The sequence below is a fragment of the Nonomuraea sp. NPDC049400 genome, from assembly GCF_044466425.1.
GTDB lineage: Bacteria > Actinomycetota > Actinomycetes > Streptosporangiales > Streptosporangiaceae > Nonomuraea.
In genome coordinates, this window is sequence record NZ_JBITMP010000039.1 from 23,980 (window position 1) to 43,723 (window position 19,744).

A 19,744-nucleotide genomic window follows, 5' to 3' on the forward strand; every position below is an offset into this window, starting at 1 on the left:
GATTGACGTGGCGACCGTCCCGAGTGTGTCGTACTCCATCACCGTGCGTCTCGAGGTTCCGGCCGGCGGCAAGGCCGTCAGCCAGCTCACCCACGCCGTAGAGTCGGCAGGGGGCGTCGTTACCGCCCTCGACGTCAGCAACGCGGGCCATGAGAAGCTCCGCATCGACGTGACCTGCGCGGCCAGGGACACCGACCACGCCCAGAGCATCGTCGACCAGCTTGAGGCGGTCGAGGGCGTCGTCATCCACAAGGTGTCCGACCGCACGTTCCTCATGCATCTCGGCGGCAAGATCGAGATGAAGTCGAAGGTGCCGCTGCGCAACCGTGACGAGCTGTCCATGGCCTACACCCCGGGTGTGGCGCGCGTGTCGATGGCCATCGCGCGCAACAAGGAGGACGCCAGGCGCCTGACCATCAAGCGCAACACGGTGGCCGTCGTCACCGACGGCTCCGCCGTGCTGGGGCTGGGCAACATCGGCCCCGAGGCCGCGCTGCCGGTGATGGAGGGCAAGGCGGCGCTGTTCAAACGGTTCGCGGGCATCGACGCCTGGCCGATCTGCCTCGACACCCAGGACGTCGACGAGATCGTCCGCACGGTGCAGGTGATCGCGCCCGGGTTCGGCGGGATCAACCTGGAGGACATCGGCGCGCCGCGCTGCTTCGAGATCGAGCGGCGGCTGCGCGATCTGCTCGACATCCCCGTCTTCCACGACGACCAGCACGGCACGGCGATCTGCGTGCTCGCCGCCCTCACCAACGCGCTGCGGGTGGTCAACAAGAGCATCGAGAACGTCAAGATCACCATGGCGGGCGCGGGCGCGGCCGGCAACGCGGTGCTGCGGCTGCTGCTGGCGGCCGGCGCCCGCAACGTGATCGTCTGCGACTACCTGGGGGCCGTGCACCGCGGGCGCGACGACCTGGACGAGTCGCTGCGCTGGATCGCCGACCACACCAACGCCGAGGGCTACTCCGGCGATCTGCGGGGGGCGGTCAAGGACGCCGACGTCTTCGTGGGGGTCTCCGCGCCGGGCATCCTGACCGGTGACGACATCGCCACGATGGCCAAGGACGCGGTGGTGTTCGCGCTGGCCAACCCGGAGCCCGAGGTGTCGCCCGACGACGCCCGCGAGCACGCGGCCGTGGTGGCCACGGGGCGCTCCGACTACCCCAACCAGATCAACAACGTGCTGGCCTTCCCCGGTGTCTTCCGCGGACTGCTGGACGCGCAGGCGGGCGGGGTGACGCAGGAGATGCTGCTGGCCGCCGCCGGCGCCCTCGCCGCCGTCGTCACGCCCGAGGAGCTGGGTCCCAACTACATCATCCCCAGCGTGTTCCACCCCGACGTGGCAGCTGCCGTCGCCGCCGCCGTGCGCGAATCCGCCGGTGGTCGTGCGCGTGGCTTCACCGAGGCGTAAAGGCAGTCATCCGGCTGCGGCGGGGCGGGCTCGGCGCCACCCCGCCGCACCGGCGAGTACGCCATCGCCTCGGTCCGTGCCCGGCAGCGGGGGATGGGCTGTGCGGTGACGCGTGGGGGTCGTCGTCGTGCTTCGCACGTCTGCCCGTTCGGCACAGCCTGCACCCATCGAGCACCCTGAGCCGGTGTGAAGGGGGCTCGGGTTACGGGGCCTGGGCCGTGATGGCAGGCATGAGGCGGTAGCTCTCCTGGAAGACCAGGTTGTGGGCGTCGCCCGCGGCGATCACCCGCAACGTGTCGAGCTGCGCTTCCGCGTCCGCCGCGTCGAAGACGTTCATCGGCCAGTCGCCGACCGTGTTGCCCCGCAGGTGCGGGTGGTGGAAGTCGCATCCGTAGTGGGCCACGACGGCGATCGGCTGGACGTGGCACGCGCGCTGCTCCGGCCACGTCAGCGACCACATCGCGTTCAGACCGCCCTCGCGCGACCGGGTGACCCCGCTGCCCACCACTTCGCCGGTGCCGAGCAGCAGGTCGGCGTTGACCTCGTCGAGTGCCCTGCGGGCCACCGGGTCGAGCAGCTCGGTGGCCGTGACGAACACGCGCTCCTTGTCCTCCCGTGTGACGGCCCCGCCGTGGTCACGATCACGCAGGTCGCGGAAGTGCCGGATCAGGGCTTCGTTCATCGGAGTGCACATGACTGTCCCCTGCCCAGATCAGGCTCAGGTGAGCAGGGCGGCGATGCGGCTCCGTACGTCAGGCGTGTCGAGGCCGCGGACCGTGAGCGTCGTGCGGCGGCGTACGACGTCGTCCACCGTGGCCGCCCACTCGCGGTCGCGCGCGTAGACCGCCTGGGCCCAGATGTCGGGACCGTCCGGATGGATGCGCTCCCCGAGCGCGGGGTCCTCGCGGATGAGCCGGGCCAGGTCGAACGCGATCGAGCCGTAGTGGGTGGCCAGGTGCCTGGCCACCAGCGGGTCCATGCGCGCGCCCGGGTCGCGGTCGGTCCACAGCCGCATGGCCACCGCGTCGGGGCTGGCCAGGCCGGGGAGCGGCACGGCGGGCAGGATGTCGGCCAGGTCGTCGCCCAGCGGCTGCCCCGGCAGGTGGGCGAGCGTGTCCAGGACGTGCCTGCCGATGTGGCGGTAGGTGGTCCACTTGCCGCCCGCCACCGAGAGCATGCCGCCCGAGCCCCTGGTCAGGACGGTCTCCCGTTTGGCCGCCGCGACCTGGCCCGGCCCGCCGGGCAGCACCCGCAGCCCGGCGAAGGCGTAGGTGATGTCTTCGCGCCTGAGCTGGGAGTCGCGTACCGCGTGGCCGGCCTCGTCCAGGATCTGGGCGATGTCGGCCTCGGTGGCGCCCACCGCGCCCGGGTCGCCCTCGTACGCCTCGTCCGTGGTGCCGAGCAGCAGGTGGTCCTCCCACGGGATGGCGAACGACACCCGGTACTTGTCGATCGGCGTGGTCAGCGCGGCCTTCCACGGCTCGTGGCGGCGCAGGACCAGGTGGGCGCCCTTGGACAGCCGGATGCTCGGCGCCGCGTCCGGGTCCTCCATGCGCCGCAGGTGGTCCACCCACGGCCCGGTGGCGTTCAGCACGAGCCGGGCGGAGACGCCGAACTCGGTCCCGTCGAGCCGGTCGCGCAGGTCGGCCCCGGTCACGGTGCCCGCGACATCGCCACCCGTCTTGCGCAGTCCGACGACCTCGGCGTGGTTGAGGACGACGGCGCCCGCGTCCGCGGCGGCCCGTACGGTCATGACCGCGACGCGGCTGTCGTTCATCTGGTGGTCGCCGTAGACGGCGGCGGCGCGCAGCCCCTCGCTACGCAGGGCCGGGACGCGTGCCATGGCCTGGTGAGGCGTGATCACCTTGCCCATGCCGTCGCCGAACACCGACAGCGCCGAGTACAGGAACACCCCCGCGCCCAGCTTGGCGGCTCCGTGCGGCCCGCCCTTGTAGATCGGCACCAGGAACGTCAGCGGCTTGACCAGGTGCGGCGCGATGTCGGCGGCCAGGGCGCGGCGCTCACGGTGGTTCTCGGCGACCAGCCTGACGTTGCCGGTCTGCAGGTAGCGCAGGCCGCCGTGGACGAGCTTGGACGAGGCGCTGGAGGTGGCGCCGGCGAAGTCGCCCGCGTCGACCATCGCCACCCGCAGCCCGGCCTGCGCGGCCATCCAGGTCACCGACGTGCCGAGGATGCCGCCGCCGATGACGAGCAGGTCGTAGGCGGTGCGGGCGAGCTCCTCGCGGGTCTCCGCCCGGTCCGCGCAGGTCGTGGTCCTCATGTCTGAACTCCCTACTGCTCGACCCAGTCGAGGGTGCGGGCCACGGCCTTCTTCCAGTTGCGGTATTCGTGCTCGCGCGCGGCCTCGTGGATGGCCGGGCGCCACTCGGCGGCCTTGTGCCAGTTGGCGCGCAGGCTGTCGACGTCGGGCCAGTAGCCGGTCGCCAGCCCGGCGGCGTAGGCGGCGCCGAGGGCGGTCGTCTCGGCCACCATGGGGCGGATCACCGGCACCGCGAGCACGTCGGCGAGCGTCTGCATGAGCAGGTTGTTCGCGGTCATGCCGCCGTCGGCGCGCAGCGTGGTCAGGTCGAGCCCAGAGTCGGCGTTCATCGCGTCGACCACCTCGCGGGTCTGCCACGCCGTGGCCTCCAGCACGGCCCGCGCGATGTGCCCCTTGTTGACGAACCCGGTCAGCCCCGCGATCACCCCGCGCGCGTCCGACCGCCAGTGCGGCGCGAACAACCCCGAGAAGGCCGGTACGAAGTAGCAGCCGCCGTTGTCGTCGACCGTCCTGGCCAGCGTCTCGATCTCGGCCGCACTGGAGATCAGGCCCAGGTTGTCGCGCAGCCACTGCACCAGCGAGCCGGTGACCGCGATCGCGCCCTCCAGGGCATAGGTGGCGGGGCCGTCGCCGATCTGGTAGCCGACGGTGGTCAGCAGGCCGTGCTTGGAGACGACGGGGTCCTGGCCGGTGTTCATGAGCAGGAAGCTGCCCGAGCCGTAGGTGCTCTTGGTCTCGCCGGGCGCGAAGCACGTCTGCCCGAACAGCGCCGCCTGCTGGTCGCCGAGCGCCGAGGCGACCGGCACGCCGGCCGCGGTGTGCCCGTAGACCTCGGCGGACGGGCGGATCTCCGGCAGCATCGCGCGGGGCACGCCCAGCGCCGCGAGCAGCTCGTCGTCCCAGGCCAGCGTGTGGATGTTCATCAGCATCGTCCGGCTGGCGTTGGTCACGTCGGTGACGTGGCGGCCCGTGAGGTTCCACAGCAGCCAGCTGTCCATCGTCCCGAACAGCACCTCGCCGCGCTCGGCCCGCTCCCGCAGCCCATGGGCGTCCAGCAGCCAGCGGATCTTCGGCCCGGAGAAGTACGTCGTCAGCGGCAGCCCGGCCTTCTCCTTGAACAGCCCCTCGTGCTCGGCCAGCGCCCGGGTCAGCTGGTCCGTGCGGGTGTCCTGCCAGACGATCGCCGGGCAGACGGGCCGGCCCGTCGCCCGCTCCCACAGCACGGTGGTCTCGCGCTGGTTGGTGATGCCGAGCGCGGCGATCTGGCCGTCCTCGATGCCGGCGCCGCTGACCGCCTCGGCGAGCACGCGCTGCACGGCCTGCCAGATCTCGTCAGCGTCGTGCTCCACCCAGCCGGGCTTGGGGAAGATCTGGCGGTGCTCGCGCTGGGCGACGGAGATGATGTTGCCGGCCTGGTCGAAGACGATGCAGCGGCTGGACGTGGTGCCCTGGTCGATGGCTGCGACGTAGTGCGGTCGAGGCACGGGGTTCCTCGCTTGGTTCAGGTTCGGCAATGCCGAACGAATGCTATTTCCTGGCCTTAGGGATGTTCAAGTGAGCGGGTGATCGCGCGGGCGGCGTCCCGTACGTACGAGACGAACTCCATGTGCAGGGCGCCGTCGGCGGCCAGCCGCTCGACGGCGCCGCGGATGCCGATGGCGCCCACCACCAGGCCCCGCGGGTCCTTGATGGGCGCGGCGATGGCCACCTCGCCCTCGGTCAGCTCCTCCATCTCGGCCGCCCAGCCACGCGTCCTGACCAGGTCGAGCTCCTGCTCCAGCGCCGCGGGGTCGACGATCGTGTGCTTCGTGTACGGCTGGAGCGGCGGCACGGGCGCCTCGCCGTACGGGTCGTGGGCGAGCAGCACCTTGCCGAGCGCGCTGGCGTGCGTCGGCAGGTACGTGCCCACCTGAAGGGTCTGCAGGCTGTCGTCGGGCCGGAAGACGTGGTGGATCACCAGCACGTGGCCCTCGTGGAGGGTGCCGATCCACGCGCTCTCCCTGCTGCGCCCCGCCAGCGCGTCGGCCCAGTTGATGGCGCGGGTGCGCAGCTCGTTGACGTCGAGGTAGCTGCTGCCCAGATGGAGCAGGGTGGCGCCGAGGTGGTACTTCCCGCTGGTCTGGTCCTGCTCGACGAACCCGACGTGGACCAGCGTGCGCAGGATGCCGTGCAGCGTGCCCTTGGGCAGGCCCAGTGCCCTGGCCAGCTCGGCCACCCCGAGCTGGCGCGGCCCTGAGGCGAGCAGGCGCAGGATCGCGGCGGCCCGCTCGACCGACTGAATCGTCTCTCCCACGTACCGCACCTTAGCGCAGTTGCGTTCGGTATTGCCGAACGAATCTTGAGGTGGAACCGATCACCCCAAATCCGCGTCCAGGAGGTGGGGGAAACGCGATGTGGATCCTTAATGGAATGGAAGTTCCGTTAAAATGGAACGTTGCGACAAGGAGATTAGATGGACCAACCTTCCCGTTCGGCGGGAACCGTGCGGCCCGGTGGCCGTACGGCGCGGGTGCGCGCGGCCGTCATGGAGGCCACGCAGGATGAGCTGGTCGAGCACGGCTTCCACGGCCTGACCATGGACCAGGTGGCGGCCAGGGCGGGCGTCGGCAAGACCACGGTCTACCGGCGCTGGGGGAGCAGGGCGGGCCTGGTCGCCGACCTCATGACCGAGCTGGCCAACCAGTCCACACCCCATGCCGACACGGGTGGCGTCGAGGGCGACCTGCGGGCCAACGCCCTGTCCGTCCTGGGGGCGATCAGCGACGGGCGGCTCGGGGCCACGTTCCAGGCGGTGATCGCCGCCGCCACCAGCGACCAGCAGGCCGCCGCCGCGCTGCGCTCCTTCTATCTGCGCCGGATCGAGGAGTGGGCCAGCGTCGTGGAGCTGGCCGTCAAGCGGGGTGAGCTGCCCGAGGGCACGGACGGCGGGGAGGTGATCCGGGCGATCTCGGCGCCGCTCTACTACCGCCTGGTGGTCACGAGGGAGCCGGTGACCCGGGAGGACGCCGAGCACTCGGTGTCGCGCACGCTGGCCGCGGCCAGGGCCGGGGCGTTCGTCGTACGGGAGATGCCGGAGGGGTCTTAGGGGGTCGAGCGCGGCCAGATGGACCCGTACCACCACAGGATGCCGCCCATCACGATCAGGCCGCCCGCCATGGCCAGCTTGGCCAGGAGGTCGGTGGGCGGACCAGTGAAGGGCAGATTGTCGCGGTGGTGACCCCAGGGGCAGTCGTTCGTGACGCGGCTGGAGTCGACGAGATCCGCCGGCTGGTGGCCGGCGACGGAGTACGCCTCGATCTCGGCCGCGCTGCCCTTGCGCACCCGCACCTGCCTGGAGACCGTCTTGCGGGCCGCGATCGAGCCGGTCGCCACGCTCACCCCGTCGGCCTTGACGTCGAAGCGTACGGGCTGGGAGGTCAGGTTGCGCAGCGTGACCTCCGCACGCCCCGAGCGGCAGGCCACGTCGTCCACGGTTAGCGCGAACGGGTCGTCGCCGCGGTCCGGCCACGGCCACGCCTCCGCGCGGTGGGGAAGGAACAGTGCGCCGCACATCGTGAGAGCGGCCACGACGAGACCTGTGTTTGTGCCCATTGAGCTCCTCCCGCGTGTGATCTTTGCTACGTAAGGTGCCCAAGCGTGCACGAAAAGTAACATCGAGCGCCGGGGGGAGCGCGGACCGCCCCGGACCCTTCATGATGGAGGTATGGCGGAAGCGATCTACGTCGGCGGTTTGTTGGTGGCGACGCCGCTTCTCGACGACCCCAACTTCCGGCGTAGTGTCGTGCTGATCCTCGAACACGACAGCGACGGCGGGACGCTGGGTGTGGTGCTCAACAGGCCGAGCGACATCTCGGTGACCCAGGTGCTGCCCGTGTGGGATCCGTTGGTGACCGGGCCGTCGGTGCTCTTCGAGGGCGGGCCCGTGCAGACGGACAGCGCGCTCGCGCTGGCGGCGGTCCCGAGCGGAGAGGAGCCGCTCGGCTGGCGCAGGCTGCACGCGGGCACTCCGGCCGTCTCCCGGCTGGGCACGGTGGACCTGGACGCGCCGCCCGAGATCCTGCAGGGGGAGATCGCGCAGATGCGCATCTTCGCGGGCTACGCGGGGTGGTCGTCCGGCCAGTTGGAGAGCGAGATCGCCGAAGGCGCCTGGTACGTCGTCGACTCCGAGGCCGGCGACACGTTTCACGCCGATCCCCGGGCGCTCTGGCGGCACGTGCTACGACGCCAGCGCGGCGAGCTGGCCTTCGTGGCGACCTGCCCCGACGACCCGACGATGAACTGACCTCAGCGGTCCCAGCCGGGCAGCAGCGAGCGCTCGGCCAGCTCCATGGTCTCCGCCATCCGCCGCGTGATCTCCGGCACGGTGGCGTCGCGGCGCGGGCACTCGAAGCCGACGCGCATGGTGCACGAGGCGAACGCGACGATCAGGTGCGAGAGCTGGTCCTCGTCGGGGTCCACGCCCCGGCGGGCGGCGATCGCCTCGACCAGGCGCCGCTCGGTCTCCGCGCCTCTGGCCACCGACAGCCCGACCAGGCGCGGATGGTCCTCCAGGAGCCGTCGCAGCTTCAGGAACCTCTCCGTCTCGTCGGGCGTTGAGCTTGCGATGTCGTTCAGCACCGCGCGCATCGCGTGCATGAGCGACGTGAACGCCGGCTCGTCCTCGGGGCGGGACGCCAGGGTCTCGAGCATGATCTCCTGGCCGTGGTCATGGAACCACAGCACCAAGTGATCTTTGCTGGTGAAGTAGCGGAAGAAGGTGCGAGGAGAGATCTCGACGGCCCCCGCGATCTGCTCCACCGTGGTCGACTCGTATCCTTGTTCGAGGAACATGTCGAGCGCGGCGTCGAGGATCGCCAGGCGCGTCTTCTCCTTCTTGCGTTCCCGAAGACCCACAGCGGCCACTCCCTCGAAACCTTTCTGTCACAGTGTGCCATAAGTCATACGGTGACGATAAAAAATGGATTGTGATAAGTCATCCTCTGACATAGATTACCTATCGTTTGCGAGATCTATGCCCCGGTGGGGGCTGACTTAGGGGGACTTCATGGCTCACGCGAAGGCGGTCGACGCGCCGTCGTCGCTCGGCCCCGCCAAAACGGGGACAGGCAGCAACCCGTGGCTGGTGCTGCTGGCGGTCAGCCTGGGCGTCATCATGGTCATGCTCGACGGCACGGTCGTGGGCATCGCCAACCCGTCCATCCAGGCCGACCTCAAGGCCTCGCTGTCCGATCTGCAGTGGGTGACCAGCGGTTACCTGCTGGCGCTGGCGGTGTTCCTGATCACCGCCGGCAAGCTGGGCGACCTGTTCGGGCACAAGCGCGTCTTCCTGATCGGTGTGGCCGGCTTCGCCCTCTCTTCGGTGGGCATCGGACTCAGCGCCGAACTGGCCGACATCATTCCCGGGCTGTCGCCGGTCGGCGCGCTGATCGCCCTGCGCGTGCTGCAGGGCCTGTTCGGCGCGCTGCTCCAGCCGGCCGCCCTGGCGCTGCTGCGTGGAGCGTTCCCCGGTGAGAAGCTCAACCAGGCGATGGGGGCCTGGGGCGCGATCATCGGCCTGTCCAGCGCCGCCGGCCCGATCGTGGGCGGTCTGCTCGTCGAGAACGCGAGCTGGGAGACGGTCTTCTTCATCAACGCCCCCGTCGGCCTCGTCGCCCTCGTCCTGGGCACCATCCTGATCAAGGACAACCGCGCGCAGGTCATGGGGAGGATCGACTGGCTCGGTGTGCTGCTGCTGTCCGGCGCGATGTTCTCGCTCATCTGGACGATCATCAAGGCTCCCGAGTGGGGCTGGGGCGACAGCACGACGCTGACCTTCGTGGCCGTGTTCGCGGTGCTGATCGGCGCGTTCATCTTCTGGCAGAGCAGGGCCGCCCAGCCGCTGGTGCCGCTGTCGCTGTTCAGGAACCTGTCGATCTCCATCGGCACCGTGCTGATGATGATGGTCGCGTTCGCCATGTTCGGCGCGATGTTCTTCCTGGGCTTCTTCTTCCAGGGCGTGCACGGCCTGTCCCCGCTGGAGGCCGGCCTGCGCATGCTGCCGATGAGCGCCGGCATGATCTTCGCCTCGCCGCTGGCGGGCATGGCGATCGGCAAGCTCGGACCGAAGATCACGATGGCGGCGGGCCTGCTGATCACCGCGTTCTCGATGTTCCTCATGTCCCGGCTCAGCATCGACGCGTCGTTCATCGAGAGTGGCATCCCGTTCCTGCTGCTGGCCTTCGGCATGTCGCCGGTGTTCGTGGGCGCCACGGAGATCATCGTGGGCAACGCCCCGGTGCAGCTGACCGGTGTCGCGGGTGGCGTGCAGCAGTCGGCCATGCAGGTCGGCGGCGCGCTCGGCACCGCGATCCTGGGCGCCGTGATGGCCGGTGAGATCTCCGACAAGCTGCCCGGCTACCTCGGTCCGGCAGCCCAGGCGATCCCGGCCCCGCAGATGACGGCGCTGGAGAAGGCCGCCGCGTTCGGCGCCGTGCCGCCCGGTGTGCCGCAGCAGATCGGCGACGCCGTGCACAACGCCTTCATGGACGGCATGCACGTGGCCTTCCTGGTGAGCACCGGCATCGCGGTGCTGACCGCCGTGCTGACGCTGTTCGTCAAGGCCGGCAGGAAGACCGAGGGCGCGCCGGTCCACGTGGGCTGATCCCCGGCTTCACGTACGGCCCTCGCCACGCGGCGGGGGCCGTACCGCTGTGTGGGGGACCAGGCGCGGGCGGGCATAAACTCGGTGGGGTGAGCAGCACGAAGATCCTCCCAGAGCAGGAGACCACGCCGCGGACGTCGCACGGCGACGGCGATCACGAGCGGTTCGCCCACTACGCGGACAAGCACAAGATCACCGAGAGCATGGTGACGGGCACCCCCATCCGTGCCCTGTGCGGCAAGGTCTGGGTGCCCAGCCGCGATCCCAAGAAATACCCGGTCTGCCCGGAGTGCAAGGAGATCTACGAGGGCCTGCCCCCGGGTGGCGGCAACGGCGGCGACGACAAGCAGTGAGTGTTGCTGAGCGGTAATCCCTCGGCGTCGAGTTACGGTCGGTAGCCAGACCAGCTCACGTCGTAGTGGGGGATCGCATGGCCCGGCGCGTGACCGCCGTCTCGTTGGCATGCCTGCTCGCGGCCGGGTCCACACCCCCGCTCCGGCTCGAGGCCGCGCCGGCGGCGGACTGCGCCGTCCATGCCTTGCGGGTGCCGTGGCCACGTTCGCCCAAGCCGGAAGACGTGGCCAGGGTCATGGCCGAGGTGGCCGGCAAGCTGGCCGGTCGCACGCCGCCCGCCCAGATCACCGTGCCCACCTGGGTCCACGTCATCACCGGCGGCGAGCGGCCGATCTCCGACAAGGACGTCGAGGCCCAGATCGAGGCGCTCAACTCCGCGTACGGCGGTGGCCACGGCGGCGTGGACACCGGCGTGCGCTTCAAGCTCGAGGGCGTCACGTTCGAGGAGAACGCCCTGTGGTTCGCCGATCCCGTCGGCAACGAGCGGCCGATGAAGGAGAAGCTGCACCGCGGCGACGCCCGCACGCTCAACCTCTACATCGCCCAGCTCAGCACCCAGATGCTGGGCTTCTCGAGCTACCCCTTCTGGTATGCCGAGTCCCCCGGCCTCGACGGCGTCGTGATCGACTGGCGCAGCCTGCCCGGCGGCACGCTGGCCGACTACAACCGCGGCTTCACCGGCGTGCACGAGACCGGGCACTGGTTCGGCCTCTTCCACCCGTTCGAGAACGGGTGCGCCGCGCCCGGCGACGGCATCGACGACACCCCGATGGAGGCCAGACCGACCGTGGGCTGCCCGCCGGAAAAGGACACCTGTACGAATCCGGGCACCGACCCCACGCACAACTTCATGGACTACGCCTACGACCGGTGCATGTCGGAGTTCACGCGGGAGCAGGCGGAGCGGATGCACCAGATGTGGGCGGTGTACCGGCACACCTCAGTGGCGTAGGTGTCCGACAAATTACGATGTGTAGGTGACAGGACCGAAGGCACTCGACACTCCACACACGCCCACGCGCATCCTCGCGCCCGAATTCCGTACCGCGACGGTCGGCATCGTCCTGACGATCACGTTGGTCGCCTTCGAGGGCATGTCGGTCGCAGTCGTCATGCCGACGGTGGCGAAGGAGCTGAACGCGCTCTATCTCTACGGGATCAGCATCTCCGCCTTCCTCATCGCCAGCCTGTTCGCGAACGTGGTGGCGGGCCTCTGGTCGGACCGCCGCGGCTACCAGCTGCCGTTCCTGACCGGGGTGGTGCTGTTCGTGGCGGGCATGGCGCTGGCCGGGGCGGCGCAGTCGGCGGGGCTCTTCCTCGCGGCGCGGGCCGTGCAGGGGCTGGGGGCGGGGGCCTCCATCGTGGCGCTGCTCGTGATGATCGCGCGGGTCTACCCGGCGGGGCTGCGGCCCAAGGTGTTCGCCGCCGTCTCCGCGGCCTGGGTGGTGCCCGCCATGGTGGGACCGGCCGTGGCCGGGTTCGTGGCCGTGCACTGGGGATGGCGCTACGTCTTCTTCGGGATCATCCCGCTGGTGGTGCCCGCGCTGGCGATGCTCGTGCCCGCGCTGCGCATGCCGTCCTCGTCCGAGGCCGAGCCGTCGCGGGGGCCGCGGTCGAAGCCGCTGGCGATGACGCTGGCCGCCACCGCCACGGCGGGCGGATCCGCCGTGCTGCTGCACGGGGTCGACCGGCTGCACGTGGAGCCGGTGCCGGGGACCGTCGAGACGGTGGCGGGCCTCGTGTTCCTCGTCTACGGGCTGTACCGGCTGCTGCCGCCCAGAGCGTTGCGGTTCGGGCGCGGGCTGGCGACGACCATCCTGATGCGCGGATTCTTCTCGGCCTCCTTCTTCGGGGTGAACAACTTCATCCCGCTGGCGCTCGAAGAGGTGAAGGGCTTTGATCCGAGCTATGCGGGGATCGCGCTGACGACCGGGGCGCTGGGGTGGTCCGCGGGGTCGTACCTGCAGAGCAGGCAGGAGGGGGAGGCGTACAAGAGGATCCGGCTGGGTGCGGGGTGCGTCACCGTCGCGATCCTCATATGTCTGTTTTCCGTGCTTCCTGGGGTGACGGGGTGGATCTCGGTGCCCGCGTGGATCGTGGCCGGGTTCGGGATGGGGTACGGCATGACCACCGTCAGCGTGACGGCGTTGAAGCAATCGCCGGTGAACGAGCAGGGGGCGAACTCCGCTGCCCTGTCGGTCACGGACATGCTCGGATCCGCGCTGTCGGTCGGGGTCGGCGGCGCGCTGGTCAACCTGATCGGGCACTCCCCGGCCCAGATCGCCACCGGGTTCGTCGTGATCTCGCTCCTCATGGCGGCCATCGCGCTGAGCGCCACCGCGCTCGCCGGGCGCACCCGCTGAATTCCACCTCTCCTGTCACACCGCTCACGGTTCTCCTGACCTCCGTTCCGAGGAGTGATAGGACAGCGGGCAGGGAGGTGCCATGGAGGATGATCGTCGCGTCTGGCCGCCTCAGCCCGGCCCGAGGCATCGCCGCACTCCTCCGCGCTACACGTGGGGCCCGCCTCATGAGGAGGAGCCGCGGCGCGGGCGCACGGGCCCCCTGGAGGCCGTACCGGACCTGGAGCCGGAGCCGGTACGGCGGGAGCCCCACCCGCTCGACCTCCAGCCGGCACGCGGCGAGCCCCACCCGCTGGATCTCGAACCGGACGAGCCATGGAACCCGCGGATCCGCAGGACCGCGGAGCGCGCCGTAGAGCGCGATGAGGATCCCTGGGACTCGCTTCCGCCCTCCGCCCGGCTCCGCGGCACCCCGGCGGACCCGGGGCGGCGCAGGGGCGCGCCGGGACGGGCCTGGCGGCGGTGGTCAGGCGTGACGGCGGCGGTGCTGGCCGGAGCGGGACTGGTCGCGGGGACGAGCGCGGTCGTGCTGCGGATCACCGCGCCGCCGGCGGAGACGGGCCGGCTGAGCGACTCGCTGGCCGGGGTGACGGTGACGCTGCCGCAGGGGTGGCGCCAGGGGGCGGTGGCGCCGGTGACGGGGTTCACGTCGGTGATCAGGGACGGTGGCGGGGGGCTCGTCATGGCCAGGCCCGTCCCCGGGCCCGTGGAGAACGCCGAGAAGGCCACGGCGGAGGCCGCGGAGCTCTACTCCAGGCTGCTGCTCAAGGGCGACCGGGTGACCGTCGTCGAGAACAAGGAGCTGCCCGGAGGCCGCACGCGGGCGCTGCGGGCGGAATATCAGGACGTGGTCAACCGGCCGGCGTTCCTTCGAGTGACTCTGCTCACTCGGGGCGGCGATGGCGTGCTGCTCGTTGGGCTGCTCCAACCCGAGGAAACCGCTCGCAGACAAGCGCTGGACGCGGTGATGACGAGTATGAGATAAGCCGCATAGCACGTGGAGATGACCTTGGCCAGAATCCTCGGCTCACGGCACGTCTTGTCGGTGGGCCCGATTACCCTTGGGTCACTGTGAGAAAGCGAAGCACACGAACCCCAGAGGTGATGCGGTGAGCACCTTCGCCGCGTCCCACCTTTCGCCTTCCTATCCAGACCGAGCCGCGTGGGGCACCGCGCCCAAACTGCGTGCCTGGCAGCAGGAGGCGTTCGACCTCTATTTCAGGCGCGAGCCGCGTGACTTCCTCACCGTGGCGACGCCGGGCGCGGGGAAGACGACCTACGCCCTGCGGATCGCCAGCGAGCTGCTCGCCAACGGGGTGATCAGAGCGGTCACCATCGTCACGCCCACCGAGCACCTCAAGCGCCAGTGGGCCGACGCCGCCGGGCGGGTCGGCATCGCCATCGACCCCGAGTTCAAGAACAGCCAGGGCGCCACTTCGCGCGACTACATGGGCGTCGCGGTGACCTACGCGCAGGTCGCCATGCACCCCGCGCTGCACCGGGCACGCACGGAGGCGCGCAAGACGCTGGTGATCTTCGACGAGATCCACCACGCGGGCGACGCCAAGTCGTGGGGCGACGGCGTGCGCGAGGCGTTCGAGCCCGCCACCCGCCGCCTCCAGCTCACCGGCACCCCGTTCAGGTCCGACGACAACCCGATCCCCTTCGTCGCCTACGAGGAGGACGGCGAGGGCCTCAAGCGCAGCGTCGCCGACTACTCCTACGGCTACGGTCCCGCGCTCGACGACGGGGTCGTGCGCCCGGTCATCTTCCTGGCCTACTCCGGCGAGATGAAGTGGCGCACCCGGGCGGGCGACGAGATCGCCGCGACGCTCGGCACCCCGCTCACCAAGGACCAGCTCTCGCAGGCGTGGCGGGCCGCGCTCGACCCGAAGGGCGACTGGATCCGCCAGGTCATGCAGGCCGCCGACCGCCGTCTCACGGAGGTGCGCAGGGGCGTGCCCGACGCGGGCGGCCTGGTCATCGCCACCGACCACGAGACCGCCCGGGCCTACGCCCGCCACCTGCGCAACATCACCGGCGAGGGCGCCACGGTCGTGCTCTCCGACGACCCAGGGGCGTCGAAGAAGATCAAGCAGTTCGCGGCCTCGGAGGACCGCTGGCTGGTGGCCGTGCGCATGGTCTCGGAGGGCGTCGACATCCCCCGCCTGTGCGTGGGCGTCTACGGCACCTCCACCTCGACCCCGCTCTTCTTCGCCCAGGCCGTGGGCCGCTTCGTGCGCGCCCGCAAGCGCGGTGAGACCGCCTCGGTCTTCCTCCCCTCGGTGCCCACCCTCATGGGGCTGGCCAACGAGATGGAGGTGGAGCGCGACCACGTGCTCAACAAGCGGCCGCCGGAGGACGGCCTCGACGACAGCCTGCTCGAGCAGGCCAACCGCCAGAAGGACAATCCCGACGTCCTGGGCGACGAGCTCCCGTTCGAGACGATGGAGACGTCGGCCACGTTCGACCGGGTGCTGTTCGACGGGGGCGAGTTCGGCACGGGCGCGGAGATCGGCTCGGCCGAGGAGGAGGACTTCATCGGCCTGCCGGGGCTGCTGGAGCCCGACCAGGTGGCGACGCTGCTGCGCAAGCGGCAGTCCGACCAGCAGGCGGCCAAGCGCAAGCAGGTGGAGCAGCCGCAGGAGACCCTGGCGCCGCACGAGCAGATCGCGGAGCTGAGGCGCGAGCTCAACGGCCTGGTGGGCGCGTGGAACCACCGCACGGGTCAGCCGCACGGCGTCATCCACTCGGAGCTGCGCCGCTCGTGCGGCGGCCCGCCGATCGCGCAGGCGACGGCGGAGCAGATCCAGGAGCGGATCGACATGATCCGCCGCTGGGCCACCCAGCGCCGCTAGCCTGCCGTTCCTTCCTGCGCTCGCCGTCCGGGTGGTGGACGACCTCCGTCGTGCCACCCCCGCACAAATCCCGGCAAACCGGTCCCTGCTACGCTCCGTAACTCTGTGCATTTGGCCACAGAACCATGCCCTCTTGTTAGAAACTCGACCGAAACGGCAAGAACCACTCTTGGCTTGTCTCGGGATACGCAGAAGGACTTTGCCCATGTCGTCTGAGGCCACCAGAAAGCCGACGTTGAGCGTCACTTCCGGCCTCACCCGAAACGCAGTCATCGTCAGGCTCGAGGGCGAGCTCGACGTCTACGCGCTGCCGGTGCTGCGCGAGCACATGGAGCCCATCTGGGACCTGCCCCCGAGACCCTTCCTGATCCTGGACCTCGGGGAGCTGCGGTTCTGCGACTCGATGGGGATGAACGAGCTGGTCGGCGTCCTGCAGAAGTGCGAAGCCAGGGGGACCAGGCTGCTGCTCGGCGGGGTCCAGGGCGTCATGGCCAGGGTGTTGTCGATCACCGGGCTGCGGCACGCGTTCGAGGTCTTCGCCCGGCTCGACGACGCGCTGCGGCTGGCGGTGGCCAAGACCTGAGCTCAGGCGGGCGGCTTGCGGGCCAGGAGCAGGGCCTGCTGCGTCGGCTCGCTCGTCCCCGCCCCGGGCTCTCGTACGAGCGTGGCGTGCATGACGAGCCCGGCCTTGGTCATCAGCTCGGCGATCTGGTCGGGGCGGCGCCGGTGGAAGTCCAGCGAGATCTCATGCCCGAACGCCTCCGTCCTGCGCCCCGACTCGTCGCCGACCTGGAACACGACCAGCGCGTATGCCCCGGGAGCCAGCACCCGGTGGAACTCGGCGAACACGTCGGGCAGCAGCTCCAGGGGGATGTGGATGATCGAGTAGTTGGCGACGAGGCCGCCCAGCGCCCCGTCGGGCAGGTCGAGGTCGAGCATCGAGCCCTCCTCGAACCGCAGGCCGGGGTGCGTCCGCCGGGCCAGCGCGACCATCTCGGGCGACAGGTCCACGCCGAACACGTCCAGCCCGAGGCCGTGCAGGTGCGCCGTGACCAGCCCAGGACCCGAACCCACGTCCGCCACGGGACCCGAGCCCCGTACGAGCTCCGCGAACGCGGCGAACATCGCCCGGTCCAACGGCTTGCCCGCCAGCTCCTCGCGGAAGAGCTCGGCGTAGTCGGTGGCAATGGCGTCGTATGAGGCGCGGGTGGCGCGCAGGAAGTCCGGCTCGGTCACGACGGATGACCTTAGACCAGCCGTCAGCCCCGGATGAACGCCGGCAGATCAGCGCTGCGGGATGCGTCGCCCCGTGCGCCCATCGGTCAGGACATAACCCGATTTCTTGTGTATTGGAACCCTGACGGTCGCCATCCCGCTCTTGACGTTCACGGGCAGCGTGAACGCGCGCTGACGACGCACCGCGAGCACGGGGACGCGCCCGCCGATGCTCGGCCCTTCGTACAGCCAGACCGCCATCTTCCGCCCCTTGGTGCGCACGACGGCCTCGGCCGCCCGGCACTCGTGCGGGACCGCCGCCCAGGTCAGCTCGATCTCGCGCCCCGCCCTCGCGGACCGGGGCACCGGCACGCGCTCGTCGCAGGACGGCTCGGCATGCGCCGCGACAGCACGGGCGGCGGGCGTGGCCGGACGGGTGGCGTCCATGGCGATCGTGCCGCCCTCCAGCAGCGCCAGCGCCACGACCGCGGCCACCCGCTCGACGGCGCGACCCCGCACGAGCAGCCACAGGCACAGGGGGCCGAGCACGAGCCAGGCCACGCCCAGGGAGACGGCCAGCATGAAAAACCTCACACGAAAAGGAGTATGTGACTCTCCGTATTACTACGGCTCCGGAGAGGGTTCGCCCTCATGGATATCACATGACCTCAGCGTTGCATATCGCATACGCTTCGTGATCAGGAGTGCTGGCTGATCAGCCCACGACGGGCGCCCCCAGGAGGGTGGCGCCCGCGGCCTTCATCTCCGCCAGCGCCGCCTCCGTCGTCGTGTGGGCCACGCCCGCCGTCAGGTCCAGCAGCACCCGCACCGCCAGCCCGTTACGCACCGCGTCGAGCGCCGTGGCGCGCACGCAGTGGTCCGTGGCGATCCCCACCACGTCGACCTCGTGCACCCCGCGTTGCCTGAGCCACTCGGCCAGCGACACGCCGTCGCCGGACGTGCCCTCGAAACCGCTGTACGCCGCCGCGTAGGAGCCCTTGCTGAAGACCTCCTCCACGCCCGACACGTCGAACGACGGGTGGAAGTCCGCTCCCGGGGTGCCGGCCACGCAGTGCGAGGGCCACGTCGCGACATAGTCGGGCGAGCCGGAGAAGTGGGCGCCGGGGGAGATGTGATAGTCGCGGGTGGCCACCACATGGTCGTAGCCGTGCTCGGACACGTGACGGGTGATCGCCGCCGCCACCTCGGAGCCCCCCGCCACGGGCAGGCTGCCGCCCTCGCAGAAGTCGTTCTGCACATCGACGATGATCAACGCGGTCCCCATACCCAGCACCATACGTCAGGCGAACTCCGTGGGGATCGCCGCGTACCCCCTGCCGAGGTGCAGGGCCTCCAGGGGGAGGCTGGAGACGGCCTGCGCGTGGCGCTCGCGGGCCGCGGACAGGGGCTCCCTGCCCACGACCTCGCCGTCGCGTACCAGCTCGTGCAGCAGGGGGATGCCGCCCTCGGGGACCAGGCCGCCGGTGGTGATCAGCTCGGTCTCCACGTGGCCCGCCTCGTCCAGCAGCCGGTACGCCTGCTTGCGGCCACCACGCGACGGCTTGCCCACCGAGCGCTTGGCGACGGCCTCCAGCTTGCCCGTGGCCGTCTCCCGCGCCACCAGCTTGTACACCAGGGCCGCCGTGGGGACGCCTGACCCGGTCACGAGGGAGGTGCCGACGCCGTAGCCGTCCACGGGGGCGACGGCGAGCGCGGCGATGGCGTACTCGTCCAGGTCGGAGGTGACCAGGATGCGGGTGCTGAAGGCGCCGAGCGCGTCGAGCTGCTCGCGCACCTCCTGCGCGGCGGCGGCCAGGTCGCCCGAGTCGATGCGGACCGCGCCCAGGTCGGGCCCGGCCAGCTCGACGGCCGTGCGCACCGCCTCTGCCACGTCGTACGTGTCCACCAGCAGCGTCGTCCCGCGGCCGAGCGAGGCGATCTGGGCCTCGAACGCGTCCTTCTCCGAATCGTGCAGCAAGGTGAACGCGTGCGCCGCCGTGCCGGCCGTGGGGACGCCGTACACGTGCCCGGCCATCAGGTTGGAGGTGGAGGCGAACCCGGAGATGTACGCGGCACGGGCGGCGGCCACGGCGGCGCCCTCGTGCGTGCGGCGCGAGCCCATCTCGATGATCGGCCGCTTGCCCGCGGCGTTGGTCATGCGGGAGGCGGCGGAGGCGATGGCGCAGTCGTGGTTGAGAATCGACAGGGTGAGGGTCTCCAGCAGCACGGCCTCCGCGAAGGTGCCCTCCACGATCATGATGGGAGAGGCGGGGAAGTAGAGGTCTCCCTCGCGGTAGCCGTAGATGTTGCCGGAAAACCGGTAATCGGCCAGAAACGCCAGAGTGGTGTCGTCGACGACGTGGTTCTCGGCCAGATAGGTGAGTTCTTCCTCGCTGAAACGGAAGCGTTCCAGCTCGTCCAGGACACGTCCCGTCCCAGCGACAACCCCGTAGCGCCGGCCACCCGGTAGATGTCTGGCGAATACCTCGAAAACGGCGCGTCTGTGTGCGGCCCCACTGCGCAGGGCCGCCTGTAGCATCGTCAGCTCATAGTGATCTGTGAGCAACGCAGTGCTCATGGTCATCCTCACGACTCGAAGACTACGGCCCAGATAGG

At 70.4% G+C, this 19,744-nt stretch carries 20 protein-coding genes; 10 read left to right on the top strand and 10 right to left on the bottom strand.

What is annotated here, in order from left to right:
* The first annotated feature begins 7 nt into the window (after positions 1-7).
* Positions 8-1,417, top strand: coding sequence for an NAD-dependent malic enzyme (locus ACIBVN_RS42335; RefSeq protein ID WP_397145946.1), 1,410 nt, complete (start codon positions 8-10; stop codon positions 1,415-1,417).
* A 202-nt stretch (positions 1,418-1,619) separates the two neighbouring features.
* Here the strand turns inward: ACIBVN_RS42335 and ACIBVN_RS42340 are convergent, their stop codons facing one another.
* From ACIBVN_RS42340 to ACIBVN_RS42355, 4 genes are read right to left on the bottom strand one after another with little or no spacing between them, the layout of a single operon-like run.
* On the bottom strand, positions 1,620-2,099 hold the full coding sequence (locus tag ACIBVN_RS42340) for a hypothetical protein (protein WP_397145947.1): 480 nt from the start codon (positions 2,097-2,099) through the stop codon (positions 1,620-1,622).
* 36 nt (positions 2,100-2,135) lie between these two features.
* Positions 2,136-3,698 (bottom strand): glycerol-3-phosphate dehydrogenase/oxidase, encoded by a 1,563-nt coding sequence (locus ACIBVN_RS42345; RefSeq protein ID WP_397145948.1) that lies wholly within the window; start codon positions 3,696-3,698, stop codon positions 2,136-2,138.
* An 11-nt stretch (positions 3,699-3,709) separates the two neighbouring features.
* The gene (glpK, locus tag ACIBVN_RS42350; protein WP_397145949.1) at positions 3,710-5,182 is read right to left on the bottom strand and encodes a glycerol kinase GlpK; all 1,473 of its coding nucleotides are present in this window, start codon (positions 5,180-5,182) and stop codon (positions 3,710-3,712) included.
* A 56-nt stretch (positions 5,183-5,238) separates the two neighbouring features.
* The gene (locus ACIBVN_RS42355; protein ID WP_397145950.1) at positions 5,239-5,991 is read right to left on the bottom strand and encodes an IclR family transcriptional regulator; all 753 of its coding nucleotides are present in this window, start codon (positions 5,989-5,991) and stop codon (positions 5,239-5,241) included.
* A 159-nt stretch (positions 5,992-6,150) separates the two neighbouring features.
* Between ACIBVN_RS42355 and ACIBVN_RS42360 the strand changes: the two genes are divergently transcribed.
* Positions 6,151-6,783 carry a TetR/AcrR family transcriptional regulator gene (locus ACIBVN_RS42360; protein ID WP_397145951.1) on the top strand — a complete coding sequence of 211 codons (633 nt, stop codon included), beginning with the start codon at positions 6,151-6,153 and terminating at the stop codon, positions 6,781-6,783.
* Here ACIBVN_RS42360 and ACIBVN_RS42365 read toward each other — a convergent pair.
* Entirely contained in the window at positions 6,780-7,289 is a 510-nt protein-coding gene (locus ACIBVN_RS42365) for a hypothetical protein (RefSeq protein WP_397145952.1), read from the bottom strand. The two genes, ACIBVN_RS42360 and ACIBVN_RS42365, sit on opposite strands and share 4 nt — an antisense overlap.
* A 112-nt stretch (positions 7,290-7,401) precedes the next feature.
* Here ACIBVN_RS42365 and ACIBVN_RS42370 point away from each other — a divergent pair, with 112 nt between their 5' ends.
* Positions 7,402-7,980, top strand: a complete 579-nt coding sequence (locus ACIBVN_RS42370; protein ID WP_397145953.1) for a YqgE/AlgH family protein — start codon at positions 7,402-7,404, stop codon at positions 7,978-7,980.
* A gap of 2 nt (positions 7,981-7,982) precedes the next feature.
* On the opposite strand, the gene ACIBVN_RS42375 is transcribed toward ACIBVN_RS42370, so the two are convergent.
* Positions 7,983-8,591 (bottom strand): TetR family transcriptional regulator, encoded by a 609-nt coding sequence (locus ACIBVN_RS42375; RefSeq protein WP_397145954.1) that lies wholly within the window; start codon positions 8,589-8,591, stop codon positions 7,983-7,985.
* A 151-nt stretch (positions 8,592-8,742) separates the two neighbouring features.
* Here ACIBVN_RS42375 and ACIBVN_RS42380 point away from each other — a divergent pair, with 151 nt between their 5' ends.
* From ACIBVN_RS42380 to ACIBVN_RS42410, 7 genes are all read left to right on the top strand, one after another.
* Positions 8,743-10,338 (top strand): DHA2 family efflux MFS transporter permease subunit, encoded by a 1,596-nt coding sequence (locus ACIBVN_RS42380; protein ID WP_397145955.1) that lies wholly within the window; start codon positions 8,743-8,745, stop codon positions 10,336-10,338.
* A gap of 89 nt (positions 10,339-10,427) precedes the next feature.
* Entirely contained in the window at positions 10,428-10,691 is a 264-nt protein-coding gene (locus tag ACIBVN_RS42385) for a DUF3039 domain-containing protein (RefSeq protein ID WP_397145956.1), read from the top strand.
* 77 nt (positions 10,692-10,768) lie between these two features.
* Entirely contained in the window at positions 10,769-11,644 is an 876-nt protein-coding gene (locus ACIBVN_RS42390) for a zinc metalloprotease (protein ID WP_397145957.1), read from the top strand.
* 25 nt (positions 11,645-11,669) lie between these two features.
* Entirely contained in the window at positions 11,670-13,055 is a 1,386-nt protein-coding gene (locus tag ACIBVN_RS42395; protein WP_397145958.1) for an MFS transporter, read from the top strand.
* A gap of 82 nt (positions 13,056-13,137) precedes the next feature.
* The gene (locus tag ACIBVN_RS42400; protein WP_397145959.1) at positions 13,138-14,040 is read left to right on the top strand and encodes a hypothetical protein; all 903 of its coding nucleotides are present in this window, start codon (positions 13,138-13,140) and stop codon (positions 14,038-14,040) included.
* A gap of 124 nt (positions 14,041-14,164) precedes the next feature.
* Positions 14,165-15,913 carry a DEAD/DEAH box helicase gene (locus ACIBVN_RS42405; protein WP_397145960.1) on the top strand — a complete coding sequence of 583 codons (1,749 nt, stop codon included), beginning with the start codon at positions 14,165-14,167 and terminating at the stop codon, positions 15,911-15,913.
* A gap of 205 nt (positions 15,914-16,118) precedes the next feature.
* Positions 16,119-16,496 (top strand): STAS domain-containing protein, encoded by a 378-nt coding sequence (locus tag ACIBVN_RS42410; protein ID WP_349450456.1) that lies wholly within the window; start codon positions 16,119-16,121, stop codon positions 16,494-16,496.
* A 2-nt stretch (positions 16,497-16,498) separates the two neighbouring features.
* On the opposite strand, the gene ACIBVN_RS42415 is transcribed toward ACIBVN_RS42410, so the two are convergent.
* From ACIBVN_RS42415 to ACIBVN_RS42430, 4 genes are all read right to left on the bottom strand, one after another.
* Entirely contained in the window at positions 16,499-17,149 is a 651-nt protein-coding gene (locus tag ACIBVN_RS42415) for a class I SAM-dependent DNA methyltransferase (RefSeq protein WP_397145961.1), read from the bottom strand.
* Between the two features lie 48 nt (positions 17,150-17,197).
* A complete protein-coding gene (locus tag ACIBVN_RS42420; protein ID WP_397145962.1) occupies positions 17,198-17,710 on the bottom strand; it encodes a hypothetical protein in 513 nt (170 codons plus the stop codon).
* A gap of 133 nt (positions 17,711-17,843) precedes the next feature.
* On the bottom strand, positions 17,844-18,413 hold the full coding sequence (locus tag ACIBVN_RS42425; RefSeq protein WP_397145963.1) for a nicotinamidase: 570 nt from the start codon (positions 18,411-18,413) through the stop codon (positions 17,844-17,846).
* 15 nt (positions 18,414-18,428) lie between these two features.
* Complete coding sequence (locus ACIBVN_RS42430; protein ID WP_397145964.1) at positions 18,429-19,712, bottom strand: nicotinate phosphoribosyltransferase; 1,284 nt, start codon at positions 19,710-19,712, stop codon at positions 18,429-18,431.
* Between the last annotated feature and the right edge of the window lie 32 nt (positions 19,713-19,744).